Origin of the sequence: Dyella sp. 2HG41-7 (assembly GCF_021390675.1) — a bacterium.
Lineage (GTDB): Bacteria > Pseudomonadota > Gammaproteobacteria > Xanthomonadales > Rhodanobacteraceae > Dyella_B.
The window spans coordinates 708,124-721,677 of sequence record NZ_JAJEJV010000004.1; the positions used below are offsets into that span (position 1 = coordinate 708,124).

At 59.8% G+C, this 13,554-nt stretch carries 14 protein-coding genes; 8 read left to right on the top strand and 6 right to left on the bottom strand.

Annotated features, from left to right (window positions below; all coding sequences use genetic code 11):
- Positions 1 to 5 precede the first annotated feature (5 nt).
- From L0U79_RS04620 to L0U79_RS04650, 7 genes are all read left to right on the top strand, one after another.
- Entirely contained in the window at positions 6 to 1,730 is a 1,725-nt protein-coding gene (locus tag L0U79_RS04620; RefSeq protein WP_233840710.1) for a methyl-accepting chemotaxis protein, read from the top strand.
- Positions 1,731 to 1,825: 95 nt separating this feature from the next.
- Complete coding sequence (locus tag L0U79_RS04625; RefSeq protein ID WP_233840711.1) at positions 1,826 to 2,701, top strand: protein-glutamate O-methyltransferase; 876 nt, start codon at positions 1,826 to 1,828, stop codon at positions 2,699 to 2,701.
- Positions 2,698 to 3,354 (top strand): chemoreceptor glutamine deamidase CheD, encoded by a 657-nt coding sequence (gene cheD / locus L0U79_RS04630; protein WP_233840712.1) that lies wholly within the window; start codon positions 2,698 to 2,700, stop codon positions 3,352 to 3,354. Before L0U79_RS04625 ends, cheD begins: the two co-directional genes overlap by 4 nt.
- Before the next feature lie 55 nt (positions 3,355 to 3,409).
- Positions 3,410 to 4,507 (top strand): chemotaxis response regulator protein-glutamate methylesterase, encoded by a 1,098-nt coding sequence (locus tag L0U79_RS04635; RefSeq protein WP_233840713.1) that lies wholly within the window; start codon positions 3,410 to 3,412, stop codon positions 4,505 to 4,507.
- Positions 4,508 to 4,523: 16 nt separating this feature from the next.
- Positions 4,524 to 5,705 carry a methyl-accepting chemotaxis protein gene (locus tag L0U79_RS04640; RefSeq protein ID WP_233840714.1) on the top strand — a complete coding sequence of 394 codons (1,182 nt, stop codon included), beginning with the start codon at positions 4,524 to 4,526 and terminating at the stop codon, positions 5,703 to 5,705.
- A 10-nt stretch (positions 5,706 to 5,715) separates the two neighbouring features.
- Entirely contained in the window at positions 5,716 to 6,021 is a 306-nt protein-coding gene (locus tag L0U79_RS04645) for an STAS domain-containing protein (RefSeq protein WP_233840715.1), read from the top strand.
- Between the two features lie 303 nt (positions 6,022 to 6,324).
- Positions 6,325 to 6,990 (top strand): hypothetical protein, encoded by a 666-nt coding sequence (locus tag L0U79_RS04650; protein WP_233840716.1) that lies wholly within the window; start codon positions 6,325 to 6,327, stop codon positions 6,988 to 6,990.
- A 67-nt stretch (positions 6,991 to 7,057) separates the two neighbouring features.
- Here L0U79_RS04650 and L0U79_RS04655 read toward each other — a convergent pair whose 3' ends face one another.
- Complete coding sequence (locus L0U79_RS04655; RefSeq protein WP_233840717.1) at positions 7,058 to 7,354, bottom strand: hypothetical protein; 297 nt, start codon at positions 7,352 to 7,354, stop codon at positions 7,058 to 7,060.
- A gap of 457 nt (positions 7,355 to 7,811) precedes the next feature.
- Positions 7,812 to 9,581 carry an alpha-glucosidase gene (locus L0U79_RS04660; protein WP_233840718.1) on the bottom strand — a complete coding sequence of 590 codons (1,770 nt, stop codon included), beginning with the start codon at positions 9,579 to 9,581 and terminating at the stop codon, positions 7,812 to 7,814.
- A gap of 308 nt (positions 9,582 to 9,889) precedes the next feature.
- Between L0U79_RS04660 and L0U79_RS04665 the strand changes: the two genes are divergently transcribed.
- On the top strand, positions 9,890 to 10,924 hold the full coding sequence (locus tag L0U79_RS04665; RefSeq protein WP_233840719.1) for an alpha/beta hydrolase: 1,035 nt from the start codon (positions 9,890 to 9,892) through the stop codon (positions 10,922 to 10,924).
- 55 nt (positions 10,925 to 10,979) lie between these two features.
- On the opposite strand, the gene L0U79_RS04670 is transcribed toward L0U79_RS04665, so the two are convergent.
- From L0U79_RS04670 to L0U79_RS04685, 4 genes are all read right to left on the bottom strand, one after another.
- Positions 10,980 to 11,168 (bottom strand): Arc family DNA-binding protein, encoded by a 189-nt coding sequence (locus L0U79_RS04670; protein WP_233840720.1) that lies wholly within the window; start codon positions 11,166 to 11,168, stop codon positions 10,980 to 10,982.
- Positions 11,169 to 11,175: 7 nt separating this feature from the next.
- Positions 11,176 to 12,042 carry an SPFH domain-containing protein gene (locus L0U79_RS04675; RefSeq protein ID WP_233840721.1) on the bottom strand — a complete coding sequence of 289 codons (867 nt, stop codon included), beginning with the start codon at positions 12,040 to 12,042 and terminating at the stop codon, positions 11,176 to 11,178.
- Between the two features lie 177 nt (positions 12,043 to 12,219).
- Entirely contained in the window at positions 12,220 to 12,672 is a 453-nt protein-coding gene (locus L0U79_RS04680; RefSeq protein ID WP_233840722.1) for a hypothetical protein, read from the bottom strand.
- 360 nt (positions 12,673 to 13,032) lie between these two features.
- Entirely contained in the window at positions 13,033 to 13,395 is a 363-nt protein-coding gene (locus tag L0U79_RS04685; RefSeq protein ID WP_233840723.1) for a hypothetical protein, read from the bottom strand.
- Positions 13,396 to 13,554: the final 159 nt, after the last annotated feature.

Consider the following 13,554-nt stretch of genomic DNA (forward strand, 5'->3'; position numbering starts at 1 on the left):
AACCCATGAAACTGCGTTTCCCAAAAATCAAGTTCAAGTCGCTCTCCATCCGGGCCCGCCTGATCATGCTGGTCGGCCTGCTCGGCGTAATGCTGCTAGCCGGCGCGGCCATCGGTCTGTATTCGATGTCGAAGCAGAACGCCGGCACACAGCACATTTACCAGTCGGAACTGGTTCCCTCGCAGTATCTGGACGTGGTGCGCAGCGATTCGCTGAAATCGTTCCTCACGCTCAGCGAAGCGGCGGCACTGGTCGGCAAGGCCGATCAAGTGAAGCAGAAGATGGCGGAATTCGATCGCTATCAAAAGGAAATGACCGATTACACGGGACGTTTCGCCAAACTCGACATGAGCCCTGCGGTCGCTGCAGCGAACAAAGATTGGCACTCTTCCGACAAGGATTACGAGCAAGCCAAGCAAGACGTGTTCGACGCGATCAAGCAAGCCGATACCGGCGCCTCCGACACCGTCGAGATGGAACTGCGCCCGCTGATGATGCAGCGCCAGGACGCGCTGTCGAAACTCGTGCAAGTGCAGAGCGACGAAGCGGGTCAGATCTTTGCCGATCAGATCAAGAGCTATCAGCGCATCCGCATGCTGACGCTGATCGCGCTGGCTGCCGGCCTGCTGTTCGCGCTGCTGCGTTCCACCTTGTTGATCCGCTCCATCTCGCGTGCGCTGAACCACGCCAAGAACGTAGCGAATGAAATCGCCGGCGGCAAACTCGGTCACGTATTCGAAGTGAAAGGCACCGATGAGCTAGCGCAATTGCTTAACGCGCTGCGCACGATGGATCAACGCCTGGTCGATATCGTCGGCGAAGTACGCCAGGGCTCCGATGCGGTAAGCACGGCGGCGCAGCAGATTGCGCGTGGCAACGACGATTTGAGCCAGCGCACGCAGGAACAAGCGTCGAGCCTGGAAGAAACCGCGTCGTCGATGGAAGAAATGACTTCCACCGTGAAACAGAACGCGGAAAACGCCAGCCACGCCAACCAGCTCGCTCGCGGCGCACGCGAACAGGCCGAGCGCGGCGGCGAAGTGGCGGCGCAGGCAGTCACCGCCATGCGCGAAATCAATAGCTCCAGCCGCAAGATTTCCGACATCGTCAGCCTGATCGACGAGATCGCGTTCCAGACCAACCTGCTCGCTTTGAACGCCGCGGTGGAAGCCGCTCGTGCCGGCGAACAAGGTCGCGGCTTCGCGGTGGTGGCGACGGAAGTGCGCAACCTCGCGCAGCGCAGCGCGGGTGCGGCGAAGGAAATCAAGCTGCTGATCAACGACAGCGCCGACAAGGTACGCACGGGTTCGGAGCTGGTGGATCAATCCGGCAAGGCGCTCGCCGACATCGTCGACAGTGTGAAGAAAGTGACCGACATCGTGGCGGAAATCGCCGCGGCCAGTCAGGAACAATCCGCCGGCATCGACCAGGTGAACAACGCCGTGTCGCAGATGGATGAAATGACGCAGCAGAACGCCGCGCTGGTGGAAGAAGCCTCCGCCGCCGCACGCGCCATGCACGAACAGGCGGGCGAACTGTCGCGTCAGGTGAACTTCTTCCGTCTCGGCGACGAAGCAGCGGCCAGCGCATCGGCCAAGCCGAAAGCGGCAGAAATCATGGCCGAAACCGAAGCCGTGTTCGCCGCCGTGCGCCAGTCCGCACCGGCTGCTGCGCCGACGCGCCGCCCCGCACCGGAAACCGCCGACAGCGGCGTGTGGAAAGAATTCTGACGCATCGATTCGAGCGAAGGAAAAAACAAAACCTCTCCCCGCGCGGGAGAGGAAACAGAAAGCAAAGCTGATTTAAGCGCCCAGCAGGTTTGGCAATGACGACGGCAACTCTCTCCGATACCAATTCGACATCTTCGATGAGTGGGCCGTTGCTGGGCGATGCCGAGTTCCAGTTTCTGCGCGACTTCGTTTATCAGTATTGCGGTATTTCGCTCAGCGACCAGAAGCGCCAGCTTGTGCAAGGCCGCCTGCAGCGCCGTCTGCGCGCCTTGGGATTGAAAGATTTCAAAGGCTACTGCGATCTGTTGCGCAGCGAGCCCGATGGCGAAATGGGCGAACTGGCCAGCGCCATCAGCACCAACGTCACATCGTTCTTCCGCGAAATGCACCACTACGATCTGTTGATCGACGAGCTGCTTCCGCGCTGGCTGCAGGAAAAGAAAGACGGCGGACGTCTGCGCATCTGGTCTGCAGGTTGCTCCACAGGCGAAGAACCTTACGCGTTGGCGATGGTGTTGGCCGAAGCGTTGGAACGCACCGGCAGCAAGGTCGATGCGCGCATCTTGGCGACGGATCTTTCGCCGCAGGCGTTGGAGCAGGCGCGCGCCGGTATGTATCCGCTCGATCGCATGGGCGGCATCAGCGACGAACGTCGTCGCCGCTGGTTTCTGCGCGGCGAGGGACGTTACGAAGGCTACGCCTGCGTGCATCCGCGACTGCGCGAGCTGGTCACCATTCAGCCGCTCAATCTGTTGAGCGATTGGCCGATGCGCGGTCCGTTCGACGCGATTTTCTGCCGCAACGTGGTGATCTATTTCGACAAGCCGACCAAGCAGCGTTTGTTCTCGCGCTATGCCGGCTTGCTCGAGCAAGGAGGCTATCTCTTTCTTGGTCATTCCGAATCGATGTACGGCCTTACCGATTCGTTCGAACTGGTCGGCCGCACTGTTTATCGGAAATCCGTCCCATGACAGCACCACTGCCGGGCGTCGCCTTTGCGCCCAACACCGCTGCCCCCGTGTTGCCCGGATTCGAGCATATGCGTCGATTCTGGGACCCCACGCACAGCTGCATGACCGTCAAGGTTTTGCCTGGCGAGTACTACGTCAGCGCGCAAGAAGAGATGGTTTCCACCGTGCTCGGCTCGTGCGTATCGGCGTGCATTCGCGATGCGGAACGGCGCATCGGCGGCATGAACCACTTCATGTTGCCCGAACCGATGAGCGGCGAGCGCAACGATTGGTCGGCCGCCGTCGGCCGTGCGGCGCGCTACGGCAGCGACGCGATGGAGCAGCTGATCAACGCCATTTTGAAAGCCGGCGGCAAGCGCGAAGCACTGACGGTAAAGATTTTCGGCGGCGGCCGCGTGCTGGCGCAGATGACCGATGTCGGCAAGCGCAATATCGCCTTCGTGACGCGTTATCTTGAAATGGAAAAATTGCCGCTGGTGGCGTCGGATGTGGGCGATATCTATCCGCGCCAATTGCAGTTTTTTCCGGCCAGCGGAAGGGTGCGCGTGCGCCAGTTGCGCAGCCAGCGCGACGCCGAATTGGCGGCCAACGAGCAACGTTACCTCAAGCGTTTGGCGAACGATCCGATAAAGGGAGAGGTGGAGCTGTTTTGAAGCTCTTCCTTTGAACGAACACCTCACAGCCGATGCATAAAGCGAGTAAGCAGTAATGGATAAAGTTCGCGTCCTGGTAGTCGACGATTCCGCCCTGGTGCGGAAGCTGTTGTCAGCCATGCTCGATTCCGATCCAGGCATCGAGGTGGTCGGCGTGGCCGCCGATCCGCTGATCGCGCGCGAGAAGATCAAGCAGCTCAATCCCGACGTGCTGACGCTCGATGTCGAAATGCCGCGCATGGACGGGCTGACCTTCCTCGAAAACCTGATGCGTCTGCGACCGATGCCGGTGGTAATGGTGTCGTCGCTGACCGAGCGCGGCGCGGAAGTGACGCTGCGCGCGTTGGAAATCGGCGCGGTGGATTTCTTCACCAAGCCCTCCAGCGATCTGGCCAACTGTTTTGCGGAAAGCGCGCAGGAAATTTGCGCAAAGGTAAAGCTGGCCGCACGCACGCGTCCGCGCGCCTTTACGCAAGTGCAGAAACTCGATGTGGCGCCGCGGCTTTCCGCCGATGTGGTGTTGCCGCGTTCGCAGTCGCCGGGTACGCGCGGTAGCACGCGCATCATCGCGGTGGGCGCATCCACCGGCGGCACGGAAGCGATTCGCGTACTGCTGGAAGCGATGCCGCCCGATGCGCCGCCGATGGTCATCACCCAGCATATCCCCGCAGCGTTCAGCGGTCCGTTTGCGACGCGCATGAACAACTGCTCGGCCATGCGTGTGTGCGAAGCGCGTGACGGCCAACCGATTCAACCGGGCCACGCATACATCGCGCCCGGCGGCGAACATCTGCTGGTGATGTGGGACGGCGCCAAGCACGTGTGTCGCTTGCACGACGGTCCGCAAGTCAATCGTCACAAGCCCAGCGTGGATGTGCTGTTTCGTTCCACTGCGGCAAGCATCGGCGCCGCCGCCATTGGCGTGCTGCTGACCGGCATGGGCGACGACGGTGCGCGTGGCCTGCTGGAAATGCGCGAAAGCGGCGCACCTACGTTGGTGCAAGACGAAGCCAGCTCCGTGGTGTGGGGCATGCCCGGCGCCGCGTGGAAACTGGGTGCGGCCGACGAAAAGATGCCGCTGGAAAAAATTGCCGAGCGCCTGCTGGTGCTGGCGCAACAACCTATCGCAACCGCACGACGCGCTGCGTCCTGACGTATCGGAACCTCTTATGTCCGTGATCATCCCCACCTCTGCTTCACGCCCTTACGTCGGCATCGGCGCGAGTCTCGTCGCCTTGCTGCTGGGCCTTGTCTGGCATCCTGCGTGGATGGCGCCGGTGCTGATCACCGCGCTGTGCGGTGTTTGGATTTTCGAGTGCCGCCGAATGGCCGCCGCCATCGTGGTGGAGGCGCCGCCCGCGCCCGACCATGCGCCGGTACGCGAAGCACTGGAAGATATTCGCGGCGCCCTGGTCGACGAACTCGGACATGCCTCGCGCGAATTGCATCAGGCGCTGGACTTGCTGCGCGACGCCGTCTCCGAACTTGGCGGCGGCTTCGACGGCCTGTCGCAGAAAACTGGCATGCAGCAGTCGTTGTTGAAGCAGATTATCGGCACGCAGAACGGCGGCGTATCCGTACAGGATTTCGCCGCGCGCACCGGCGACCTGCTGCAGCATTTCGTCGGCCTGATCGTGCAGTTGTCGCGCGAAAGCCTGCGCATTGTCTATCGCATCGACGGCATGTCGAAGGAAATGGACGCGGTGTTTGCGTTGCTGAAGAACGTGAATACGATCGCCGAAGAAACCAATCTGCTTGCGCTGAATGCCGCCATCGAAGCGGCGCGCGCGGGTGAAGCCGGCCGCGGCTTTGCGGTGGTCGCCGGTGAAATTCGCAACCTCGCTAGCCACTCCAACCAATTCAACGAACAGATCGGTAGCCACGTCGAACGCGCGCGCATCGCGATGGAACAGGTGCGTGGTCTGGTCGGCGATCTGGCCTCGCAGGATTTGAACGTGGCGCTGTCGGCGAAAGGCGGCATCGACGCGATGATGGAACACGTCACCGAAAGCGACGCGCGCACCAGCGCCGTGGCCGATCAGGTTGTCGAGATCAATCGCGGCCTCGGCAACGACGTGTCCACCACCATCCGTTCGCTTCAGTTCGAAGACATCCTCAGCCAGCTGCTCAACCAGACGCGCGTGCGCCTGGTCGAACTGCAGGGCGTCGCCGCCGACACCACGCGCGATATCGAATCGCTGGCCTGCGAAAACTTTGATGTGCAGGTGCTGCGCCAGCATTCCGAACGCGTGCGCGAGCGCCTTGCCTTGCAGCGCGAAAAAGCCCGTATCCGGTCGCGTGGTCCTGCCTTGCAGAACACCATGGACGCCGGCGAAATCGAATTGTTCTAAGGAGACCGTCATGAGCCTCAACGTCCAACATGACCTCGAACAGGATTGCGTGACCCTCCAGTTCGACAACCACTTCGATTTCAGCGTCCACCGCAGCTTCCACGAAGCCTGCCTGGGCGACCGCAAACCCTCGCGCAGCTATGTGATCGATCTGGGCGAAGTGGACAGCATGGACAGCTCCGCGCTCGGCATGCTGTTGCTGCTGCGCGAACACGCGGGTGGCGATCGGGCGGAGATTCGCATCGTCAACGCGAGCAACTCGTTGCGCGGTACGTTGCGGGTGGCCGGGTTCGATAAGCTGTTTACGTTGCACTGAGCTAAGCATTTCGCCTTCCGCATACAGTCACGACGACTGCGCCCTTCGCGCGGATAATTCAAACCGCCTCACCGTCATCCCAGCGAAAGCTGGGATCCAGCGTCTTTACGCACTCCAAAGTCATTGGATGATTCGCTGCGCTCACCCCTTTGGGGCTGTCCTTCGGACGTTCTCCGCGCTATGCGCTACGTCCAGCTTTCGCTGGGATGACGAGCAAAAGCTGGGCGCCTCCGCCTTTCGACGCTTTCGACGCGCCCCCAAACTCGCTAGTCTTGCGCACGGATCGTTCTGGAGCCGGACGCGATGCACATCGAGCTGCCTGAAAAGCCTCTGAAAGGAGTCAAAGACTTCCTAAAGCACTACCTGATGATCGTGCTCAGCATCCTGACCGCCTTGGGTCTGGAAGCGTGGATCGAACACATGCATCACGCGCATGCGTCATCCGCGGCCAGCGCGCAGCTCAGAGAAGAATTGCGCACGGACCTCGATAGCGTCCGCGGCGCGGTCGCCAAGAATGAAAAGGTTTTGCAGAAGCTGGACCGCATGGATGATCTGGTCGCTACCGCGTTAACCAACAACACGCCGGACGATGTCATCAACCAGCAAATTCATGCACATCGCGCCGACTACGAAATAAGTATCTTTTTCCCCGACACCCCGGTCAACGCGTGGAACATGGCGGTCGCGAACCAGGCTGTGACGTGGATGCCCGCCGACCAGCTTCGCGCCTACTCGACCGCCTATACCGAACTCCGCGAGATACTCGACTGGGAACAACACGGTATCTACGCGGGAATGGATCTGCCCAAGGCCACCGACTTAAGAACGGATCTGCAGATCGGCAGACCCGTCGATCCGACCTCGTTTCTGCACACCGTGCGCCAGTTGCGCGGCACGCTGCGCGAAACGAATGCGAATCTGGTTTCCATGGAGAAAGATTTGTCGGCGGGTATTTCGGCCAATCCCTGAGGAGCAAAACGGGGGCATGGGCAGGATGGACTTTCTGTCGTTAGCTTTCGCGAAGCGAGAGGCCGATCTATGGCAACGTACCTGGCCAGCAAAGATTCGAAGGTGCTGAAAGGCCAAATCGCTCGATGAGCGTGCACCGTGACCCTTGTTTTCGCTTCACCGTGATCGTAGGGCCATTGCCGCGCAAGCTGACGTCGGTGACGTTGAACGACAATGTCCCGTCGTACAGATTGATGTTTTCCCCGAACGGATGCTCACCCAACGGCTCGATGTTTCGATCGACCTGGATCAGCTTCTGATATTCCTGGTCTGGGGTCGCCGATTGGGCACGACACAAACCGGAAAGCACCAACAACGCCGCCACCCACAGGCAGCTCCTTTGCCTACATGTACGCATCGAAATGTCCTTTTTCGCCTGCGCGCTGTGCACAAGCTTGTTTTTACAAGCGACGTAAAGTCACTTATATCGTCTATCGCTAAATCCTCGCCCCGCTAAAGACCAGCTGGCTCGCGCCGATGGTCGTCTGGGTGTCGCAAGCATTCCGGTCGGGCCGAGAAACCACCAGGACGGCATTCGGCCCCTGCATAGTTATTCACACCAATGCACGCGCGCCAACGGAGTGAAAGTAAGAATGCGGGTAGTCGCGGACTGTAATGTGCGGTAAGCGCTTTGGAGTTCCATGTACGAGCGCGCGTGATGGTCCTAGGGTGTGGAATCACACTGTCCTAAGAATTGCGCGCACGATTTACGTCGCCTGACGTTGCGTCAGAGGCACTGGTCATCGGTGATTGGCGCCTTAAAACGGATGACAGTGGGGGCGCTATTTGGCGCCTGCTGAATCTCCGGCTCCGTCAACTTTGAACACCCACACCCCATAAGGCGGCAGGCTCACACCCTGTATCGACGTAGCGTGCTGCAGCTCGGGCGCTGTGGTGGCGAGCGTACGGATGTGGCTAGACGCAAGATTGGCGGCGAGCGGTTGCGCGAAGTCGGTGAAGTTCATTGCGACGATCACCGGTTCGGGGCCGTTGCGCCGGAAGGTCAGCACTTTGTTGTTGGCGTTATCCAAGAACTGCATGGTGCCATCGCGCAAAGCCGGCTCGGTTTTGCGTAGCGCGATGAGTTGGTGATACCAGTTGAGCAGCGATTCGGGATCTTTCAGTTCGCTTTGCACATTGACCGTGCGGTAGTCACTGGCGATCGGCAGCCACGTTTTTTTCGCGCTAGAAAAGCCGGCCTGAAGACCGGTCGTCCATTGCATCGGCGTGCGTTCGCCGTCGCGGCCTTTTTGTTTCGGCCAGCCAGTGATGCCGATTGGATCGCGCACATCTTCTTTTCGTGTGGGCGTGGTGGTGACCATGCCGATCGGCGCGCCGTAATAGGTAAGGGCGCTGGCGCGGGTGGTGAGTAACAATGTCGCGATGATTTTGGCGCGCGCGACGTTATGCGCGCCGTCGCCGAAGCGGTCGATGGAGCGCGTGTTGTCGTGGTTGTCGAACACGATCAGCGGTTCGCCGGTTACTTGCTGCGACATCTGCAGCGACTGACGAAACCAATTCGCACTGAAGTTGGCGCCGTCACCGAAGCCGGGTTGCGTATCCATTGGCAGCTGCAATTCGTTTTGCTCTTTGCCGCCGTACCATTTCTCTAGTTCGGCGACGTTGGGCGTGTAGGTTTCGCCGATCAATACGCGGTCGCCGGGATAGCTTTGCAGTACGGCGCGCAGGCGACGCATCACGTCGTGCACTTCCGGAAGATTGTCGCTGTATTGCGAGCGCAGATTCGGATCGCCCTGATCGTTGGTGCCTGGCAACTCCGGATCGTTGTGCAGTTTTGGATCTTCGAACAGAGTGGAAATCGCATCCAACCGGAAACCGTCCACGCCGCGGTCGAGCCAGAAACGGATTGACGCGAACATGGCTTTTTCGACCTCAGGGTTTCGCCAATTGAGGTCGGGTTGCTGGATGTAGAAGCGGTGGTAGTAGAACTGATGTCGCGCGGACACCCATTGCCATGCCGAACCGCCGAAGACCGATTCCCAATTGTTGGGTGGCACTTTGCCTTCATGCTGATAGCGCTTTTGGAACGGCGTGATGCCGGACGCGTTGGCGTCGGCGCCGTCGTTCCATACATACCAGTCGGACTTTGGATTGCTGCGCGACGCCGCCGAGGCGATAAACCACGGATGTTTGTCCGAGGTGTGGTTGAGCACCATATCCAGCAGCACCTTGATATGCCGTTGGTGCGCGGCGCCGATCAGTTTGTCGAAATCGGCCAGGGTGCCGTATTGCGGGTCGACCGTTTCGTAATTGGAAATGTCATAACCAAAATCGACTTGCGGCGACGGATACATCGGAGTAATCCAGATCGCATCGATGCCCAACCGCTGGAGATAATCCAGATGTTGCGTAATGCCGTTCAAATCTCCGACACCGTCGCCATTGCTGTCGCCAAAGCTGCGCGGATAAATCTCGTAGAACACCGCGCCGTTCCACCACGGTTTGTCGGTCCGCGCGACGTTCCCGGTTTGCGCGATCGCGCACGTACTCAAGAAAGCGGTGGCGAGGATGATTCGGCGGATAAGTTTCATCGGCGAATTCCTTATGGCGGTCTTGGTTCGACAGGGCATTATGCCGTGTCGTTAGCGGCGGGGTATCGGTTTGACGAACGCAATGCGCAGTACCTGTCGCGCACAAGTGCCCAAACGTGTTGGATTGGTATATGCCACCTTGTCATGAGCGTCATGCATGATGACTCGGCTTACGCTTTTGACGATGTGGGTGATACTGCGCTACTGAGATTGGCGTTTATGCCGCCTTGAGCCTTGGTCGATCGGTAGGCGCTGGTATGTGCGAAACCGAATCGCCATGCGGACTATTTAGTTACAGGAGAAAAATCATGATCTGGAAAACGAAAGCGATGCGTCGCCGCATGCTTGGTGCGGCTGTTGTCGCCGTGTTAGTCGCTCAGGGCGGCATGATGGACGTGCATGCGCAATCCACGCAAGCGAACACGGCCAAATCCGTATCACAAGATCCGTGGGGTTCGCTAAAGCACGTCCACGCTGGCGTATTGGATGTGGCTTACGCCGAAATGGGGCCGGCCGATGGCCCAGTCGTGATTCTTCTGCATGGCTGGCCTTACGACATTCACAGCTATCAGGCGGTTGCGCCAGCGCTGGCGGCGAAGGGTTATCGCGTGCTGGTTCCGTATGCGCGCGGCTACGGCGACACGCATTTCCTATCCGACAAGACGGCGCGCAATGCAGAGCCGGCTGCGTTGGCTCAAGACGTGATCGACTTCATGGATGCGCTGCATATCAAGCGCGCCGTGTTCGGCGGTTTCGATTGGGGCGCACGCTCGGCGGATATCGTGGCCGCGTTGTGGCCGGAACGCGTGAAAGCGCTGGTTACTGTGAGCGGTTATCTCATTGGTAGCCAGGAGTCCGGCAAGACGCCGCTGCCGCCGAAGGCCGAACTGCAGTGGTGGTATCAGTATTACTTCGCCACCGAGCGCGGTCGTCTCGGCTATGAGAAGAATCATCACGATTTCGCCAAGTTGATCTGGCAGCTGGCTTCGCCGAAATGGAATTTCGACGATGCCACGTTCGAAAGAAGCGCACCGGCGTTCGACAATCCCGATCAGGTCGCCATCACGATCCACAACTACCGCTGGCGTTTGGATCTGGCCAAGGGCGAAACCAAATACGACGCATTGGAAAAACGCCTGGCGCAATTTCCCGCTGTCGCCGTGCCGACCATCGCGATGGAAGGCGACGCCAACGGCGCGCCACATCCGCAACCGGAAGCGTATGCGAAGAAATTCACCGGTAAATACCAGTATCGGCTGATCAGCGGCGGCATCGGGCATAACTTGCCGGAAGAAGCGCCGCAGGCGTTTACGCAGGCGGTGATCGACGCGGATCACCTTTAATAGAGGATGCGCGAACGATCCGGTGCGATGCGGATCGTTCGCGCGGTTTTCGACGTCAGCCGTCTTTATCCACGACAGGTTTGGTCTTGCCGGCTTTCAATCTTCCGTTCTTGTAAAGCGCCTCGCGCAACACGAATTCGATTTGCGCGTTAACGCTGCGCAATTCGTCGTCGGCCCATCGTTGCATGGCCTCTAGGACATGCGCGTTGATGCGCAATGGAAAAGGTTTTTTTTCGGTCGCCATGTCGCCGTCAGTTATGCAACGTACCCGTATTCACCACGGGCTGTGTGGCGCGCTCGCCGCAGAGCACGACGAGCAGGTTGCTGACCATCGCCGCTTTGCGTTCTTCGTCGAGATCGACCACGCCTTGGCCGCGCAGTTTCTCCAGCGCCATGGCGACGATGCCCACCGCGCCTTCGACGATGCGTTGGCGAGCGGCGATGATGGCGCCGGCTTGCTGCCGTTGCAGCATGGCTTGGGCGATTTCCTGCGCGTAGGCAAGGTGGCTGATGCGTGCTTCGCTGATTTGCACGCCGGCCTTGCCGAGCCTGGCCTGGATTTCGTCGCGCAGGTGATTGTTGATTTCTTCGCCGTGGCTGCGAAGTGACGGCTGGCCGGCTTCGTGGGCGTCGTACGGATAGCTTTGCGCCATTTGGCGAAGCGCGGATTCGCTTTGGATCGTGACGAAGTTTTCGTAGTTATCGACGCAAAACATCGCTTCGGCGGTATCGATTACTTGCCACACGACGACCGCCGCGATTTCGATCGGATTGCCGTCGCTATCGTTGACCTTCAACTTGCTGCTTTCGAAGTTGCGCGTGCGCAATGAAACGCGGCGGCGCGTACAGAACGGATTGGTCCAGCGCAAACCTTCCTCGCGAACCGTGCCCGCATAGCGTCCGAAAAGCTGAAGTACCTGTCCCTCGTTCGGCGCGACCTGGAAAAAGCCCTTCAGCCCGAACACTTCCGCCACCAACAAAACGATGCCGAGCAAGCGCGGCCCGGGCGATGCGTCGACTTCGAGATGAAACAGCAAGCCCAGCGCGACGAGAAAAAGCACCAGGCAGACAAAGACGAATGGGATGCCAGCTACCGAAAATCCGTTCCGTTCATTCATGGCGATACCTCCGGTGAGGTGGCCAGATATATATCAAAGTGATATCACTTGCCAGTGCCCTGAGGGAGGGGCTCTGGGGTAAACGAACAAGGGGTAAAAGAAAACGCCGGATCCGAAGGGATCCGGCGTTTTCACTTCGCGAGCGCTTCGATAACTTCAACGCAAACGCGGCGCCGATTAGTGCCCGCCTGCCGAGGCGTCGGCGTTCGCGCTTGCGCCCGTCTTGGCGCCGCTAGCAGTTGCGCTGCCATTGACCGACGCGCCGGCGTTGACGTTGCTGTTGGCGGCGGCCGCCGTATCGGTCGCGGCTTTGTCGCTCGCGCTTGCGGCGGTTTTGTCGACGGTCTTGGTGGCGTCGTTCGCCGAAACGGCGGCGGTATGCGCGGTCTTGTGCGCGGTGTGTTTCGCGATATGGCTCGCATGCTTCGCCGTGGCGTCGGTAGCCGCGACCGTGCTGCCTGCCGTTTGTGTCGCACTCTGCACGACGGGGCCTGGATTGAGCGTGTTCGGCGCATGGGCGCCAGCGCTCACACCAACACCGGCACTGCCGCCGACGTGAACTTGAGCGAAGGCGGGAATGCTCAATACGCTGGCAGTGGCGATAGCAGCGACAAGAATGGACTTACGCATGGGTGTGGCCTCCATTGGGGATGTGCCGCGTTCGTGACGCGACGAGCCAGACGCTAGGCGATAAGCGCACACTGCATCCTGAACGAAATGGGGGCGACTTCAGGAATCGGACAGCTCGCTGACTGCTGGACAACAACGCCGCATGGATCGATGGTTTGCTGCGACGCAAATCGGCTAAGCGATAGCGGTATACCGATACGATCATCGAACGCGGCACGCGCAAAGAAACGAATTCGTCCGCGCATCGGAGCGAATCGCGAACACAACGAAACACGCACTCGTTTTATCGCGCGCAAAAAAAGCCGGCGGTATGGGCTAGCACCGCCGGCAGGTTCACACACACTCTTTACCTAGACACGTTTACCAGGCGCGGACATCGACCACGCTGAGCGAATACGTCTGCATATCCGATTGATAATGCAGCAAGCGACCCATGTCGAAATCGACAGATTGACCGGGGCCGATATTGGTGGTGCCAGCGGGCCAACCTTGCTTGGAAACCAGCACGTTGCCCGAACCGTCTTTCGCGTCGAGACGAATTTGAGCGGCGGCGGCGGAAGCGCAGTTGTTGACCAGCTTGGCCTTCACGCTGAGATGGGTGGCAATGCCGGTGCCGGTGGCAGCGACTTTGACGTCTTGAATGGCGAAATCGGTAGCAGCGCAACCCGCATGGGCGGCGATGGGGGCGACCAGCAGGAGGGTCGCGGCAAGTACGGTTTTCATTGTGTTGGTCCTCTGGCCGGAAACGCCACGAAACAGCGGCTTGATTCACTATCGGCGCGGACGGACCGAACTTTAGGGTCGATTGCTGGGCGTTAATCGATGTGGTGGAGGCAACGCCCGATGCTTTGCGGCCACCACAAAAAAAATCCCCCGGTCGCC